Annotated in this window: 12 protein-coding genes, 1 tRNA gene and 1 pseudogene; 7 read left to right on the top strand and 7 right to left on the bottom strand. The window is 71.4% G+C overall.

What is annotated here, in order from left to right; all coding sequences use genetic code 11:
- Positions 1-8: 8 nt before the first annotated feature.
- From ACF053_RS11060 to ACF053_RS11050, 3 genes are all read right to left on the bottom strand, one after another.
- The gene (locus tag ACF053_RS11060) at positions 9-986 is read right to left on the bottom strand and encodes a hypothetical protein (RefSeq protein ID WP_391953583.1); all 978 of its coding nucleotides are present in this window, start codon (positions 984-986) and stop codon (positions 9-11) included.
- A gap of 33 nt (positions 987-1,019) precedes the next feature.
- Entirely contained in the window at positions 1,020-2,582 is a 1,563-nt protein-coding gene (locus ACF053_RS11055; RefSeq protein ID WP_391953582.1) for a DUF2252 domain-containing protein, read from the bottom strand.
- A 241-nt stretch (positions 2,583-2,823) separates the two neighbouring features.
- Positions 2,824-2,910, bottom strand: a tRNA-Leu gene (locus ACF053_RS11050).
- A 558-nt stretch (positions 2,911-3,468) separates the two neighbouring features.
- On the opposite strand from ACF053_RS11050, the pseudogene fhaA reads away from it, so the two are divergent.
- The 7 genes and pseudogenes from fhaA to pknB form a co-directional block, all read left to right on the top strand.
- Positions 3,469-3,810, top strand: a pseudogene (gene fhaA, locus ACF053_RS11045) (antibiotic biosynthesis regulator FhaA); the annotation flags it as partial.
- 147 nt (positions 3,811-3,957) lie between these two features.
- Positions 3,958-4,341 carry an FHA domain-containing protein gene (locus tag ACF053_RS11040; protein ID WP_391953704.1) on the top strand — a complete coding sequence of 128 codons (384 nt, stop codon included), beginning with the start codon at positions 3,958-3,960 and terminating at the stop codon, positions 4,339-4,341.
- A gap of 10 nt (positions 4,342-4,351) precedes the next feature.
- Entirely contained in the window at positions 4,352-4,849 is a 498-nt protein-coding gene (locus ACF053_RS11035) for an FHA domain-containing protein FhaB/FipA (RefSeq protein ID WP_391953581.1), read from the top strand.
- Positions 4,850-4,981: 132 nt separating this feature from the next.
- Entirely contained in the window at positions 4,982-6,478 is a 1,497-nt protein-coding gene (locus ACF053_RS11030; protein WP_391953580.1) for a Stp1/IreP family PP2C-type Ser/Thr phosphatase, read from the top strand.
- A gap of 28 nt (positions 6,479-6,506) precedes the next feature.
- Positions 6,507-7,949 (top strand): FtsW/RodA/SpoVE family cell cycle protein, encoded by a 1,443-nt coding sequence (locus ACF053_RS11025; protein ID WP_391953579.1) that lies wholly within the window; start codon positions 6,507-6,509, stop codon positions 7,947-7,949.
- Complete coding sequence (locus ACF053_RS11020) at positions 7,946-9,406, top strand: peptidoglycan D,D-transpeptidase FtsI family protein (RefSeq protein WP_391953578.1); 1,461 nt, start codon at positions 7,946-7,948, stop codon at positions 9,404-9,406. Before ACF053_RS11025 ends, ACF053_RS11020 begins: the two co-directional genes overlap by 4 nt.
- Positions 9,407-9,550: 144 nt before the next feature.
- Positions 9,551-11,593, top strand: coding sequence for a Stk1 family PASTA domain-containing Ser/Thr kinase (gene pknB, locus ACF053_RS11015; RefSeq protein ID WP_391953577.1), 2,043 nt, complete (start codon positions 9,551-9,553; stop codon positions 11,591-11,593).
- A gap of 240 nt (positions 11,594-11,833) precedes the next feature.
- Here pknB and ACF053_RS11010 read toward each other — a convergent pair whose 3' ends face one another.
- Genes ACF053_RS11010 through ACF053_RS10995 form a run of 4 tightly spaced genes read right to left on the bottom strand, consistent with a single transcriptional unit; the run spans position 11,834 to position 14,764 of the window.
- Positions 11,834-12,511 (bottom strand): class E sortase, encoded by a 678-nt coding sequence (locus ACF053_RS11010; protein ID WP_391953576.1) that lies wholly within the window; start codon positions 12,509-12,511, stop codon positions 11,834-11,836.
- 23 nt (positions 12,512-12,534) lie between these two features.
- Complete coding sequence (locus tag ACF053_RS11005; RefSeq protein ID WP_391953575.1) at positions 12,535-13,971, bottom strand: class E sortase; 1,437 nt, start codon at positions 13,969-13,971, stop codon at positions 12,535-12,537.
- Positions 13,968-14,606, bottom strand: a complete 639-nt coding sequence (locus tag ACF053_RS11000; RefSeq protein ID WP_391953574.1) for an aminodeoxychorismate/anthranilate synthase component II — start codon at positions 14,604-14,606, stop codon at positions 13,968-13,970. The genes ACF053_RS11005 and ACF053_RS11000 overlap by 4 nt, the downstream gene beginning before the upstream one ends.
- On the bottom strand, positions 14,603-14,764 hold the full coding sequence (locus ACF053_RS10995; RefSeq protein WP_198549420.1) for a hypothetical protein: 162 nt from the start codon (positions 14,762-14,764) through the stop codon (positions 14,603-14,605). The genes ACF053_RS11000 and ACF053_RS10995 overlap by 4 nt, the downstream gene beginning before the upstream one ends.
- Between the last annotated feature and the right edge of the window lie 62 nt (positions 14,765-14,826).

The raw sequence follows: 14,826 nt of genomic DNA, 5'->3' as shown, positions 1-14,826 counted from the left end.
CCTTCCACTCAGGGCTGTTGCGGGGATCCGGTCAGGCCCGCGAGTTCCGCCTCGCGCTCGGAGACCTGGGTCAGCAACTGTTCGGCGACCTCGTCGAGGAGCCGGTCCGGGTCGTCGGGGGCCATGCGCAGCATCGCACCGATCGCGCTGTCCTCCAGCTCACGCGCGGCCGCCGCCAGCAGCTCCTTGCGGTGCGCCAGCCACTCCAGACGGGCGTACAGCTCCTCGCTCTCGCTCAGCAGCGGCACCGCGGGTGCCGGGCCCGCCGCCCACTCCGCGGCCAGCTCGCGCAGCAGCGCCTCGTCCCCGCGCGCGTACGCGGCGTTGACCCGGGTGATGAACTCGTCCCGCCGCGTGCGCTCCCCGTCCTCGGTGGCCAGGTCGGGGTGGGCCTTGCGGACCAGGTCGCGGTAGATCCGACGCACCTCGTCGCTGGGCCGGACCCGCCGGGGCGCCTGGACGGGCTGCTCGTTCAGCATCGCCGAGGCCTCCGGGGACAGGCCGTCGGAGTCGATCCAGCTGTGGAAGAGCTCGTCCACACCCGGCATCGGCATGACCATGGCCCGAGCCTCCCGCGCCTTGCGCAGGTCGTCGGGGTCGCCGGTCCGCGCCGCCCGCGCCTCGGCGATCAGCGCGTCCAGCTCGTCGAGGCGCGCGTACATCGGGCCGAGCTTCTGGTGGTGCAGGCGGGAGAAGTTCTCCACCTCGACGCGGAAGGTCTCCACCGCGATCTCGAACTCGATCAGCGCCTGCTCGGCCGCACGCACGGCCCGCGCCAGTCGCGCCTCAGGCGCCTCAGCAGGCTCAGCCGCTGCAGGGGCCTCAGGCGCTTCAGAAGCCCCGGTGGCTTCAGGAGCCTCTGGCGCTTCAGGAGCCTCGGTGGCTTCAGGAGTCTCGGGCGTCTCGGGGCCTTGCGGAGCCCCGGCGGCCCGGTGGGCTTCCGCTGCCTCGGGGGCGCCGGTCACGTCGTCGCTCGGGGTCGTCACCCGACCAGACTACGGGCGCACGGCACCCACCCGTCACACGCCCAGCTCGGCGGCGATCCGGCCGGCGCGTACGGCGGCGACCAGATCCGCGTGGTCGGCCTCGGTGCGGTCGGCGTACGCCACGGCGAAGCCGGCCACCGCCGCGTCCAGCTCGTCGCTCTTGCCGCAGTACGCCGCCACGAGCCTCGGGTCGGCGCTGTGCGCGTGCGCCCGCGCCAGCAGCGCACCGGTCATCCGCCCGTAGTCGTCGATCTGGTCGGCGGAGAGCGCCGTCGGGTCCACACTCCCCTTGCGGTTGCGGAACTGCCTCACCTGGTAAGGCCGCCCCTCCACGCTCGTCCACCCCAGCAGGCTGTCGCTGACCACCTGCATCCGCTTCTGCCCCAGCACGACCCGGCGCCCCTCGTGTCCGGGCTCCTCGACGTCGAAGCCGGCCTCCGGCAGGTACGGCAGGAGCGCCGACGGCCGGGCCTCCTTCACCTGGAGCACCAGCGGCTCGCCCCGGTGGTCCAGCAGCAGCACCACGTACGACCGGGTGCCGACGCTGCCCGTGCCCACCACCCGGAAGGCCACGTCGTGGATGGCGTACCGGGCGAGCAGCGGCAGCCGGTCGGGCGGCAGCGTCTCCAGGTACGGTCCGAGGGCCGCCGCGACCGCCGCGGCCTCCTCGTCCCCCACGCGCCGCAGCACCGGCGGGGTGTCCACGAAGCGGCGGACGCCGTCCTCGCAGGGTTCCGTGGACCGGGCGGCGAACCGGGCGCTCGTGTTCCGCCGGGCCTTCTCCGACACGCGCTCCAGCGTGCCCAGCAGGTCACGCGCGTCCGTGTACGAGACGAGCTCCTCGTCGGCGATGGCGTTCCAGGCGTCCAGGACGGGCATCCGCGCCAGCAGCCGCATGGTGCGGCGGTAGGCGCCCACCGTGTCGTACGCGGCGGCACGGCACACGTCCTCGTCTGCGCCCGCCTCCCGCCCCGCCAGCACCAGCGAGGTGGCGAGCCGCTTGACGTCCCACTCCCAGGGGCCGACGACGGTCTCGTCGAAGTCGTTCAGGTCGATGACGAGCCGGCCGCTCGCGTCCCCGTAGAGGCCGAAGTTCGCGGCGTGCGCGTCCCCGCATATCTGGGCGCCGATCCCGGTGACCGGCGTCGCCGCCAAGTCGTGCGCCATGAGCCCCGCCGCCCCGCGCAGGAACGCGAACGGCGTCGACGCCATGCGCCCCACCCGTATCGGTGCGAGCGCCGGCACCCGGCCCTGGCTCGACTGCTCCACCGCGAGCACGGCGTCGGGCCGCCCGGCCCTCAGCTCCAGTGCGTCGTGCGCCGACCGCGGCACCCGCCCGCGCAGGGCCTTGCCGCGCTTCTTGGGCCCCTCCGGCCCGCCCGGCCCGTACGCGCCCGGCGCACGCCGCGCGAACCCCGGTACCACCGGAATCCGCCCCACCGCATCACCCGCGCCCGCAGCACCAGCACCAGCACCAGCACCAGCACCAGCACCAGCACCAGCACCAGCACCAGCACCAGGCCTACCCGACCCGGTGCCGGCGGCACCGCCGCTGCCCGTCCGCTGCGCGGGCACCGCAGCCCGGATCTCGTCCATGCGCCCCACTTCCCCCACGTCCACTCACCGGCAGTGCCGACGACCGTACTCCTCCGCCCACCGCCCGTCTCCCCCTGTGGACAACCGGCGGACAAACCGTCCGACCACCGCCGGACACATCGTCGGACGCTCAGCGACCATCGCCGGGGAAGCACCCGGACACTCCGGCGCGAGGCGACCACCGCACAACGAAACAGGGCCCCCACCCGGACTTTCGTCCTGGTGGAGACCCTGTCTCCTGTGGTGCGCGAGGGGGGAGTTGAACCCCCACGCCCTTTCGGGCACTGGAACCTGAATCCAGCGCGTCTGCCTATTCCGCCACCCGCGCATTGGGTGTTGTCGTTCGGGGCCCCACCTCGTTCGGTGCGACCGCCTGGCGACATCTGAAGATTAGCACGTCGGACGGGGTGGATTCACATCCGTTGTTTCGAGGGCCCGGAGGACGAACAAGGAGGAGGGAGACGGTCACGCGCGGTCGGCCCGACACCCTCGGCGACCGCGGACACCCGACCACACCGACACCGACGACCCCGCCGACACCCGACCACGCCGACGCCCACCCCCGACGACACCCACCCCCGACGACACCAACGCCCACCCGACCCGCCACGCCCACCAGACCCACCACGGGACGCACGGAGAGCTCACATGGAGAAACCCGCCGCCGGCCGATCGGTACGGGTGGGAACGGAACGGCTCGCCCCCCACTCATCCCGGGTGTGCCCCGGGTGCGGGACACTGTCCACAGGCCGCCTCTACGATCCGTGTGGGAGATGTGAGAGGTGACACTCGTCCACAGGGCAGAGAAGGGGAACCAGCCGATTTCCCGACGCGTGGATACGATCAGTGAGCAGTACCAGGACGGCAACGACGGAGGAGGTGCCCCATGGGAGTCCTGAAGCGGTTCGAGCAGCGTCTCGAAGGCCTGGTCAACGGCACCTTCGCCAAGGTCTTCAAGTCCGAGGTCCAGCCTGTCGAGATCGCCGGGGCCCTCCAGCGCGAGTGCGACAACAACGCCACGATCTGGAACCGCGAGCGGACGGTCGTCCCGAACGACTTCATCGTCGAGCTGAGCACGCCGGACTACGAGCGGCTGAGCCCGTACTCGGGCCAGCTCGGTGACGAGCTCGCCGGCCTGGTCCGGGACTACGCCAAGCAGCAGCGCTACACGTTCATGGGCCCCATCAAGGTCCACCTGGAGAAGGCCGACGACCTCGACACCGGCCTGTACCGGGTCCGCAGCCGCACGCTCGCGTCCAGCTCGTCGCAGTCGGCGCAGCCGGTCGACGGCGGACACCCGGGCCCGGCGGGCCCGCCCCCGGGCCAGGCCGGCCGCCCCGGCGGCTACGGCTACCCGCCCGCGGCCGCCCCGCCGATGCCGGCGGCTCCACCGCCCGGCGGCGCGGGGGCGGCGCCCCGTCCCGGCCCCGCGGCGCACCGCCCGCCGGGCGCCTCGGGCCACGCCCCGGGCGCCGGCCAGGCGCGCCGCTGGATCGAGATCAACGGCACGCGCCACCAGATCTCCCGCCCCACCCTGGTGCTGGGTCGCAGCACCGACGCCGACGTGCGGATCGACGACCCCGGCGTATCCCGCCGTCACTGCGAGATCCGGACCGGAACGCCCTCGACGATCCAGGATCTGGGGTCCACCAACGGCATCGTGGTGGACGGGCAGCACACCACCCGCGCTACGCTCCGCGACGGCTCGCGGATCGTCGTGGGCAGCACCACCATCGTTTACCGGCAAGCCGAAGGGTGAAGCGGGGGCAATGTCAGAGCTGACCCTCACGGTCATGCGGTTGGGTTTCCTCGCCGTACTGTGGCTGTTCGTCATCGTGGCCGTCCAGGTCATCCGCAGCGACCTGTTCGGCACGCGGGTCACGCAGCGCGGTTCGCGCCGCGAGGCCGCGCGCCCGCAGCAGAGCGGCCGCCAGGGGGCGGCGGCACCGCCGCAGCAGCGGCAGCGCCGCGGCGCCCCCACCAAACTCGTCGTGTCCGAGGGCACGCTCACCGGCACGACGGTCGCCCTCCAGGGCCAGACCATCACGCTGGGCCGCGCCCACGACTCCACGATCGTGCTGGACGACGACTACGCCTCCAGTCGGCATGCCAGGATCTACCCGGACCGTGACGGCCAGTGGATCGTCGAGGATCTCGGGTCCACGAACGGCACCTATCTCGACCGGACCCGACTCACCACGCCGACCCCGATTCCGCTGGGCGCGCCGATCCGCATCGGCAAGACCGTCATCGAGCTGCGGAAGTAGTACGACAATGAGCGAGCGGAGCGAGCGAGCCGCAGCGGTCCGGGAGGACCGGAGGGGGCTCCCGACCGGAGGGTGGGCAGTGTGGCTCGAGACCGGCTGTACCCCGAGGCAGAGTCGACAGGGCAGGTGCGCATGAGTCTGTCACTGCGCTTCGCCGCCGGGTCGCACAAGGGCATGATCCGCGAGGGCAACGAGGACTCCGGTTATGCCGGCCCCCGCCTGCTCGCCATCGCCGACGGCATGGGCGGCCAGGCGGCGGGCGAGGTGGCGTCCTCCGAGGTGATCTCCACGCTCGTCACGCTCGACGACGACGTCCCGGGCTCCGACATCCTCACCTCGCTCGGCACGGCGGTGCAGCGCGCCAACGACCAGCTGCGCATGATGGTCGAGGAGGACCCCCAGCTCGAAGGCATGGGGACCACCCTCACCGCCCTGCTGTGGACCGGCCGGCGACTCGGCCTGGTCCACGTGGGCGACTCCCGCGCGTACCTCCTGCGCGACGGCGCCCTGACGCAGATCACGCAGGACCACACCTGGGTGCAGCGCCTCGTCGACGAGGGCCGGATCACCGAGGAGGAGGCCACCACCCACCCGCAGCGCTCCCTTCTGATGCGCGCCCTGGGCAGTGGCGACCACGTCGAACCCGACCTGTCGATCCGCGAGGTCCGCGCCGGCGACCGGTACCTCATCTGCTCCGACGGCCTCTCGGGCGTCGTCTCCCACCAGACGATGGAGGAGACGCTCGCCAGCTACCAGGGCCCGCAGGAGACCGTGCAGGAGCTCATCCAGCTCGCGCTGCGCGGCGGCGGCCCGGACAACATCACGGTGATCATCGCGGACGTCCTGGACGTCGACGGCGGCGACACCCTCGCCGGTCGGCTGAGCGACACGCCCGTGGTCGTCGGCGCGGTCGCCGAGAACCAGCAGCAGCTCAACGACGGCGGCGCCATGCAGACCCCGGCGGGCCGCGCGTCCGGTCTGGGGCGCGGGAGCCGGCAGCCGCCGGCCGGCGGCTTCGGCCCGCCCGGCAGCGGCGAGGACATCGGCTACGACGGCATGCCCCCGGAGGGCGGCGGTTACGGCGCGTACGGCGACGCGGAGCTGAGCAAGCCGCGCACCGGCCGCAGATGGTTCAAGCGGATCTTCTTCGCCCTGCTGGTGCTGGCGCTGATCGGCGGCGGCGCGTACGGCGGCTACCGCTGGACGCAGACCCAGTACTACGTCGGCGCCAACGAGGGTCATGTCGCGCTCTTCCGCGGCATCAGCCAGGACCTGGCGTGGGTCTCGCTGTCGGAGGTCGAGAAGGACCGCCCCGACATCGAACTCAAGTACCTCCCCGCCTACCAGCAGAAGCAGGTCGAGGAGACGATCGCCGGCGGCAGCCGGGCGAAGGCCGAGGCCAAGATCAAGGAGCTGGGCACCCAGGCGAGTGCCTGCCGCAAGCAGGAGCAGGCCCGCAAGGCCGCCGCGGCGACCCCCGCCACGCCGCCCAGCGAGGAGCAGGCCGGTGGCACCACGGGTGCCGCAGGCTCCACCAAGCCCAAGCCGTCCACCGCAGCCGTCCCCTCCCCGGGCCCCACCCTCACCGAGGACGAGAAGAGGCTGGCCTCGAACTGCGGCAAGCAGTAAGCACCCGTAGGGGGGCCTTTTCACCACCATGAGCGTTGTCACCAACACGACCACCATCGGCGCGATCGACGCGCCAAGCCGCCGCAACACCGAACTGGTGCTGCTCGGATTCGCCGTCGCGATCCCGGTCTTCGCGTACCTGAACGTGGGCCTCGCCCTCGACGGCGAGATCCCGGCGGGCATGCTCGGCTACGGCGTCGGGCTGGGTCTCCTCGCCGGCATCGCGCACCTGCTGATGCGGCGCTTCGCCAAGTACGCGGACCCGCTGCTGCTGCCCCTCGCCACCCTGCTCAACGGCCTCGGCCTCGTGCTGATCTGGCGCCTCGACCAGTCGCCGCGCCTCATCGCCGACTCCATGCGCCGCTACGGGAGCCACAGCGGGGACGCCCCGCAGCAGCTGCTGTACTCGGCGATCGGCGTGGCGCTGTTCCTGCTGGTGCTGGTCTTCCTGAAGGACCACCGCGTCCTCCAGCGCTACACGTACATCTCGATGGTGGCGGCGATCGTCCTGCTGCTGCTGCCGCTCGTCCCCGGCCTCGGCACCGACGTGTTCGGCGCCAAGATCTGGATCAGGGTCGGCCCGTTCTCCATCCAGCCCGGCGAGTTCGCGAAGATCGTCATCGCGGTCTTCTTCTCCGGCTACCTGATGGTCAAGCGGGACGCCCTCGCGCTCGCCAGCCGCCGCTTCATGGGCCTCTACCTGCCCCGCGGCCGCGACCTCGGCCCGATCATCACGATCTGGGTCGTCAGCCTGCTCATCCTGGTCTTCGAGAACGACCTCGGTACGTCGCTGCTCTTCTTCGGCATGTTCGTGATCATGCTGTACGTGGCGACGGAGCGGACCAGCTGGATCGTCATGGGTCTGCTGATGGCGGTGGGCGGCGCGGTCGTCGTCAGCTCGTTCGCCGGTCACGTCCAGTCCCGCGTCGCCGCGTGGCTCGACCCGTTCGGCTGTCTGAAGACGGCTCCCGAGGGCTCCAACATGCTGGCCGCCTGCGACCAGATGTCCCAGGTGCTGATGTCCTTCGGCTCCGGCGGCACGCTCGGCACGGGCCTCGGCCAGGGCCACTCCGACCTCATCGGCTTCGCCGCCAACTCCGACTTCATCTTCGCCACCGTCGGCGAGGAGCTCGGCCTGGCCGGCGTCATGGCGTTCCTCCTCCTCTACGGCCTGATCGTGGAGCGCGGCATCCGCACGGCGCTCGCGGCGCGGGACCCCTTCGGCAAGCTCCTCGCGACCGGCCTTTCCGGCGCGTTCGCGCTCCAGATCTTCGTGGTCGCCGGCGGCGTGATGGGCCTCATCCCGCTGACCGGCATGACCATGCCGTTCCTCGCGTACGGCGGTTCGTCCGTGATCGCCAACTGGGCGCTGATCGCGATCCTCCTCCGGATCAGCGACACCGCGCGGCGTCCGGCGCCGTCCCCCGCCCCGTCCCCCGACGCCGAGATGACCCAGGTGGTCCGTCCGTGAACAAGCCCCTGCGCCACATCGCGATCTTCTGCGGCCTGTTGGTGCTCGCGCTGCTCCTGCGGGACAACTGGGTCCAGTTCGTCCGCAGCGACGAGCTGAACAAGCACCCGCGCAACAAGCGCGTGACGATCGAGCGGTACGCCTCCGTCCGCGGCGACATCATTGTCGACGGCAAGCCGATCACCGGCTCCGTCGACTCGAAGGACCCGCTGTACAAGTACAAGCGCACCTACGTGAACGGCCCCATGTGGGCGCCGGTCACGGGGTACGCCTCGCAGGCGTACGACGCCAACCAGCTGGAGAAGCTGCACGACACGATCCTCACCGGCAACGACGACCGGCTCTTCTTCGACCGCACGCTCTCCATGTTCACCGGCGACACGAAGAAGGGCGGCAACGTCGTCACGACCCTCAACGGCGCCGCACAGAAGGCCGCCTTCGAGGGGCTCGGCAAGAAGAAGGGCGCCGTCGCGGCCATCGACCCGCAGACGGGCAAGATCCTCGCGCTGGCGTCCACGCCGTCGTACGACCCCTCCACCTTCGCCGGCTACCAGGCCGAGGACGAGAAGGCGTGGATCGCGCTCGACAAGGACAAGAACAAGCCGAAGCAGAACCGCGCGCTGCGCGAGATCTACCCGCCCGGCTCGACGTTCAAGGTGCTCACGGCCGCCGCGGCGCTCGAGAACGGCAAGATCAAGGACATCGACGCGCCGACGGACACGCCGGAGCCGTACCTGCTGCCGCTGTCGACCGTGCCGATGAAGAACCACGCCCAGGGCTGCGAGAACGCCACCCTCAACTACGCGATGCAGTGGTCGTGCAACTCGGTCTTCGCGAAGCTCGGTGACGAGGTCGGCCGCGACAAGATGGTCGAGATGGCCGAGAAGTTCGGCTTCAACAACGCGGAGATCGACACCCCGGTCCGCGCCTCGGCCTCCGTCTACGACAAGACCATGGACCGCGGCGGCAACGCCCTGTCCTCCATCGGCCAGTTCAACACGGCGACGACACCGCTCCAGATGGCCATGGTCACGGCGGCCATCGCCAACGACGGCAAGCTGATGAAGCCGTACATGGTCGACCAGCTCGTCGCTCCGAACCTCGACGTCATCGAGCGGAACGAGCCCGAGGAGATGAGCCGCCCGATGTCGCCGGAGACGGCGCAGCTCGTCCAGAAGATGATGGAGAACGTCGTCGAGAACGGCACCGGCAAGAACGCCGCCATCAACGGCGTGGCCGTCGGCGGCAAGACCGGTACGGCCCAGCACGGCGAGAAGAACAAGGCCCGCCCGTACGCGTGGTTCATCTCCTACGCGAAGACCGACAGCGGCTCCCCCGTCGCCGTCGCTGTGGTCGTCGAGGACTCCGACGCGACCCGCGACGACATCAGCGGCGGCGGCCTGGCCGCCCCGATCGCCCGGTCCGTGATGAAGGCGGTACTCGACGCCCGCGGGTGACCCGGTGGATGTGTACCGGTCCCGTATCAGCTTTCGGTCACGGGGTGATCAGCTTCCCGTGGCCGGTAGCCTGTGCGCGGACAGCACACCGCCGGACCACTCAGACGGTTGCGGCCGGGACTGACGGAGAGGGCTGGAACAGTTATGGAAGAGCCGCGTCGCCTCGGCGGCCGGTACGAGCTGGGCTCGGTGCTCGGCCGTGGTGGCATGGCCGAGGTCTACCTCGCCCACGACACCCGGCTCGGCCGCACCGTCGCCGTGAAGACGCTGCGGGCCGATCTGGCCCGTGACCCGTCCTTCCAGGCCCGGTTCCGCCGTGAGGCCCAGTCGGCCGCCTCGCTCAACCATCCGGCGATCGTCGCGGTGTACGACACGGGCGAGGACTACGTCGACGGCGTCTCCATCCCGTACATCGTGATGGAGTACGTGGACGGCTCCACCTTGCGCGAGCTGCTGCACTCCGGGCGCAAGCTGCTGCCCGAGCGGACGCTGGAGATGACCGTCGGCATCCTCCAGGCGCTGGAGTACTCCCACCGCGCCGGCATCGTCCACCGCGACATCAAGCCGGCCAACGTCATGCTGACCCGGACCGGCCAGGTCAAGGTCATGGACTTCGGCATCGCCCGCGCCATGGGCGACGCCGGCATGACCATGACGCAGACGGCGGCCGTGATCGGCACCGCCCAGTACCTCTCCCCGGAGCAGGCGAAGGGCGAGCAGGTCGACGCCCGCTCCGACCTGTACTCCACGGGCTGCCTCCTGTACGAGCTGCTGACCGTCCGCCCGCCGTTCATCGGTGACTCCCCGGTCGCGGTCGCCTACCAGCACGTGCGTGAGGAACCGCAGCCGCCCAGCAACTTCGACCCCGAGATCACGCCCGAGATGGACGCGATCGTCCTGAAGGCGCTGGTCAAGGACCCGGACTACCGCTACCAGTCGGCCGACGAGATGCGCGCCGACATCGAGGCGTGCCTGGACGGGCAGCCGGTCGCGGCCACGGCGGCGATGGGCGCCATAGGGGTACCGGGCGGTTACGGCTATCCGCACCCCGATCAGCACACCGGCGCCGGACACCCGGTGGACCCGGGCGCGCAGACGTCGATGCTGCCGCCCATGAACCCGGACGACGGCGGTTACGGGTACGACGACCGCGGCGCCGGCCGTCGGCGCCAGCCGCAGAAGAAGTCGAACCTCTCCACGATCCTGCTGGTCCTCGCGGGCATCCTCGTGCTGGTCGGCGCGATCCTGATCGGCAAGGTCGTCTTCAGCAGCGACGACCCCAAGCAGGTCACCGTCCCGGCCCTGGTCGGCAAGACGCTCCAGGACGCGCAGACCACGGCGACCAGCTCGGGCCTGAAGGTGACCCAGGCGGGCAGCGAGACGTGCGAGCAGCCGAAGGGCTCCGTCTGCCGCCAGGACCCGGCGGCCGACGGCAGCGCGACGATGGACGAGAACGGCACCATCAACCTCTGGCTGTCGGAGGGCACGGCCAAGGTCAAGGTGCCCAACGTCATGGAGCAGTCGAAGGAGCTGGCGACCACCAACCTCGAGGGCGAGGGGTTCGAGGTCAAGGTCGAGACGCAGGAGTCGGAGAAGCCCGAGGGCACGGTCATCAAGCAGGACCCCGAGGGTGGCACGGAGCACGAGAAGGGCACCGAGGTCACCCTCACCATCGCCGTCAAGGGCAAGGTGTCGGTCCCCCGGGTCATCGACAGCCAGTTCGACAACGCGAAGGCGCAGCTGGAGACGCTGAAGTTCCAGGTCGTCCGCGAGGACGTGGACGGCGAGCAGCCGGCGGGCCAGGTCATCGACCAGAACCCGAAGCCGGACGAGCGGGTCTCCGAGGGTTCGACGGTCACGCTGAAGGTCTCGAAGGGGCCGCAGCAGCAGAAGGTCGAGGTGCCGCAGGTCACCGGCATGCTGCTGGGCCAGGCCAAGCAGGTGCTGGCGCAGCGGGGTCTGCAGCTGGCCGTCTCCGAGGGACCGGACAACGACGCGGTGTTCGTCGTCGACCAGGACCCGAAGCCCGGCAGCAAGGCGAACCCGAACGACACCGTCACCGTGAAGACCCAGGGCCTGGGCGGGAACAACGGTGGCAACGGCAACGGCGGTGACAACGACGGCGAGGGCGGCGACTCCGGCTGGTTCGGCGGTGTCACCGGCTCGGTCTTCCGCACCGAGCCGTAACGGCCCGCGAGACCGCCGGGCCCGCGGGCCCGCGACGACAGCCGGCGGAGGCCCGGCCCCCTGCGCAGGGGGCCGGGCCTCCGCCGTTGCCGTTTGCCGTGATCGTCCCGGTCGCCCCGGACGCCCCGGACGCCCTGATCGCCCCGTCAGGGCGGGGCGCGGTGGTGCGGTGGTGCGGTGGTGCGGTGGCGGGGCGGGGTGGCGCGAGGGTCCGGTGGTGCGGGGGGGGGGGGGGAACGGTCAGCGCAGCTCGGCCGGCTTCGTCCGGTCCCCGTCGACCTTCTGCGTGCGCACGAGCTCGCCCCAGACGATGTAGCGGAAGTCGGAGGTCAGGATCGGCGTGCAGGTCGTGAGCGTGATGTACCGGCCGGGCTTGGTGCGGCCGGACTCCTTGGGGACGGGCTGGAGGACGTCCACGTTGAACCGCGAGGTCTTCGGCAGCGTCTCGTAGACCTTGTAGACGAACCAGGTGTCCTTCGTCTCGAAGACGATCGGGTCACCGGACTTCAGCTTGTGGATGTTGTGGAACTTCGCCCCGTGGCCGTCGCGGTGCGCGGCGAGGGTGAAGTTGCCCGTGCGGTCCTGCGGGAGCGCCGACTTGATCGGCTCGGTGTAGTAGCCGGCGACACCGTGGTTGAGGACGTCCGCACTGGTGCCCGCCTTGACCAGCACCTCGTCGCCGCCCATGGCCGGTACGTGCAGGAAGCCGACGCCGCCCTTGGTGTCGAGGGCGCCCGGCCCGGTGTCGGACCAGCTGTCGCGCACCGCGTCGCCCTGCGCGTCCGCCTCGCGGTCGGCCAGGACGTTGGTCCACCACAGCGAGTAGACGACGAACAGCCCCATCAGCACGCCTGCGGTGATCAGCAGTTCGCCGAAGACACTGATGACGCCGGCGATCCGGCTGCGCGCACGTGCCACTACTTCTGTCCCGTCTTGAGGTGTCAGCCCGCTAGCGCGTCCGGTACACCCTTGCTGCGCGGCCGTTCTTCCACCATCTTCCCCCACACGATCATGCGGTAGGTGCTGGTGAACTCCGGGGTGCAGGTGGTCAGGGTGAGGTACCGGCCCGGTCCGGTGAAGCCGGATCCGTCGGGGACGGGCTTGAGCACCGAGACGTTCGAGGGCGGAGTCTGCGGCAGGATACTCGCCATCTCGTAGATGTAGTACGCGTCCCTCGTCTCGACGACGATGGGGTCGCCGGGCCGCAGCTGGTTGATGTACCGGAAGGGCTCGCCGTGCGTGTTGCGGTGGCCCGCCACGGCGAAGTTGCCCTGCTTGTCGGAGGGCATGGCGGTCTTCAGGGCGCCTTCGGCGTAATGGCCGGCCATGCCCTTGTCGAGCACCTTCTCCTTGTCGATGCCCTCGGCGACGGGCACGGCGACGTCGAGCTTGGGGATGTGGAGTATGGCGAAGCCCTCACCCGCCTCGAACACGCCCGGTTCTCCGGTGCCCCCGCCCTTCGCCCAGTCCTCCGCGATGCGGTCCTTGGCCCTGTCGACCTCCAGCCCGGCCTGCACGTTGGTCCACCACAGCTGGTAGGCGACGAAGAGGAGCATCAGCACGCCGAAGGTGATGAAGACCTCGCCCATCACCCGGCTGGCGATCACGCCGAAGCCCTCCTTGGCCGCCCGGGCGGCCCGGCGCGCCTCGACGCGGGACATGGGCGTGCCGGAGGCGGGCGCCGCGGCGGGCGCCGGGGACGCGGGCGCGCGGCGGCGACCCCGGGACTTCGCGGCGCGCCGCCGCTCGGCGCGGCCGCCGGCGGGTGGGGTGTCCGCCGACGCCGGGCGGCCCGCGGTCGGCGGGGTGTCGGCGGTCGGCGGGGCCGGCCCGTCCGTCACGGGCGCGAGCACGGCCGTCGCGTCGACGCCGGGGGGCCGGGCGGCCTGGTCGTACTCCGCCGCGGCCCGCTGCCGGTACGCCGGGGGCCGCCGTCCGTGCGCCGCCTGGTCACCGTAGGCCGCCGCCTCCGGGTACGCGGGCTGCGCGTCGTAGGGCGGCTCCCCGTGCCCCGGCGACTGCTCGCCGTGAACGGGCTCCTGCGGCCGTGTGGCGGGCTGCGGGCGGGCGTGCCGGCCGTGACGGCCCTGCGGCGCCTGACGGTCGTCGTGGGGCCCGTACGCCGCGTACGGGGCCTCTTGGGCCGTCCCGTACGGCTCGTACGGGGCTTCGTACGGGCCGGGGGCGGCTGCGGGGTCCGCGAGGGGCCCGGCGGGCGCCGCGTACGGCTGCTGCGGCCACTGCCCGGGCTGCTGGACCGGCGCGGGCTGCTGTGCCGGCTCGAATCCCGGCTCCTGGTCCGGTGCGTTAGTCGCCCGGTACCAGGGCGGCCCCTCCTGCTCGCCCCCCGCGGCGTGCCCGGGACGCCCGGGGGTCACGCGACGGCCTTGCCCACCACCGGCGCGAGACCCGCGGAACGGCCGACCGCCCCGGTGTCACCGCACTGCTCCAGCCAGTTGGCGAGCATCAGGTGACCGTGCTCGGTGAGCACCGACTCGGGGTGGAACTGGACGCCCTCCACGGCGTGCTCCCGGTGGCGCAGCCCCATGATGATCCCGTCCTCCGTGCGCGCCGTGACCTCCAGGACGTCCGGGAGCGTGGCGGGCTCGGCGGCCAGGGAGTGGTAGCGCGTCGCGGTGAACGGCGAGGGCAGACCGGTGAAGACGCCCTTGCCCCCGTGGACCACCGGGGAGGTCTTGCCGTGCAGCAGCTCGGGCGCGCGGTCGACCACGCCGCCGTACGCGACGGCCATGGACTGCATGCCGAGGCAGACACCGAAGACCGGTACGCCCGTGGCGGCGCAGTGCCGGACCATGTCCACGCACACGCCGGCCTCCTCGGGCGTACCCGGGCCGGGCGACAGCAGGACGCCGTCGAAGCCGTCCTGGGCGTGGCGGAGCTCGACCTCGTCGTTGCGCACCACCTCGCACTCGGCGCCGAGCTGGTACAGGTACTGGACGAGGTTGAAGACGAAGCTGTCGTAGTTGTCGACGACGAGGATGCGCGCGCTCACTGACCGTCCACCGTCACATCATTGAACGGAAGCAGCGGCTCCGCCCACGGGAACACGTACTGGAAGAGGAGAAAGACGACCCCGAGGCCGAGCAGGAGCGCGATGACCGATCGCACCCACGCGTTGCCCGGGAGATGCCGCCAGATCCAGCCGTACATGACGTCTGCTGTCCCTTCCGTTCGATACCGCACCAGAGTACGGGGCGAACCCCCTCCGGTGG

Origin of the sequence: Streptomyces kanasensis (assembly GCF_043077165.1) — a bacterium.
Lineage (GTDB): Bacteria > Actinomycetota > Actinomycetes > Streptomycetales > Streptomycetaceae > Streptomyces > Streptomyces changanensis.
The sequence above is the reverse complement of the archived record's forward strand: the minus strand, read 5'-3'. Positions and strand labels throughout refer to the sequence as shown.

Bases quoted from the DNA above. Each gene is read 5' to 3' on its own strand.
- pknB (WP_391953577.1), top strand. From the start codon at position 9,551: ATGGAAGAGCCGCGTCGCCTCGGCGGCCGGTACGAGCTGGGCTCGGTG.
- ACF053_RS11035 (WP_391953581.1), top strand. From the start codon at position 4,352: ATGTCAGAGCTGACCCTCACGGTCATGCGGTTGGGTTTCCTCGCCGTA.
- ACF053_RS10995 (WP_198549420.1), bottom strand. From the start codon at position 14,764: ATGTACGGCTGGATCTGGCGGCATCTCCCGGGCAACGCGTGGGTGCGA.
- ACF053_RS11055 (WP_391953582.1), bottom strand. From the start codon at position 2,582: ATGGACGAGATCCGGGCTGCGGTGCCCGCGCAGCGGACGGGCAGCGGC.
- ACF053_RS11025 (WP_391953579.1), top strand. From the start codon at position 6,507: ATGAGCGTTGTCACCAACACGACCACCATCGGCGCGATCGACGCGCCA.
- ACF053_RS11030 (WP_391953580.1), top strand. From the start codon at position 4,982: ATGAGTCTGTCACTGCGCTTCGCCGCCGGGTCGCACAAGGGCATGATC.
- ACF053_RS11040 (WP_391953704.1), top strand. From the start codon at position 3,958: ATGCCGGCGGCTCCACCGCCCGGCGGCGCGGGGGCGGCGCCCCGTCCC.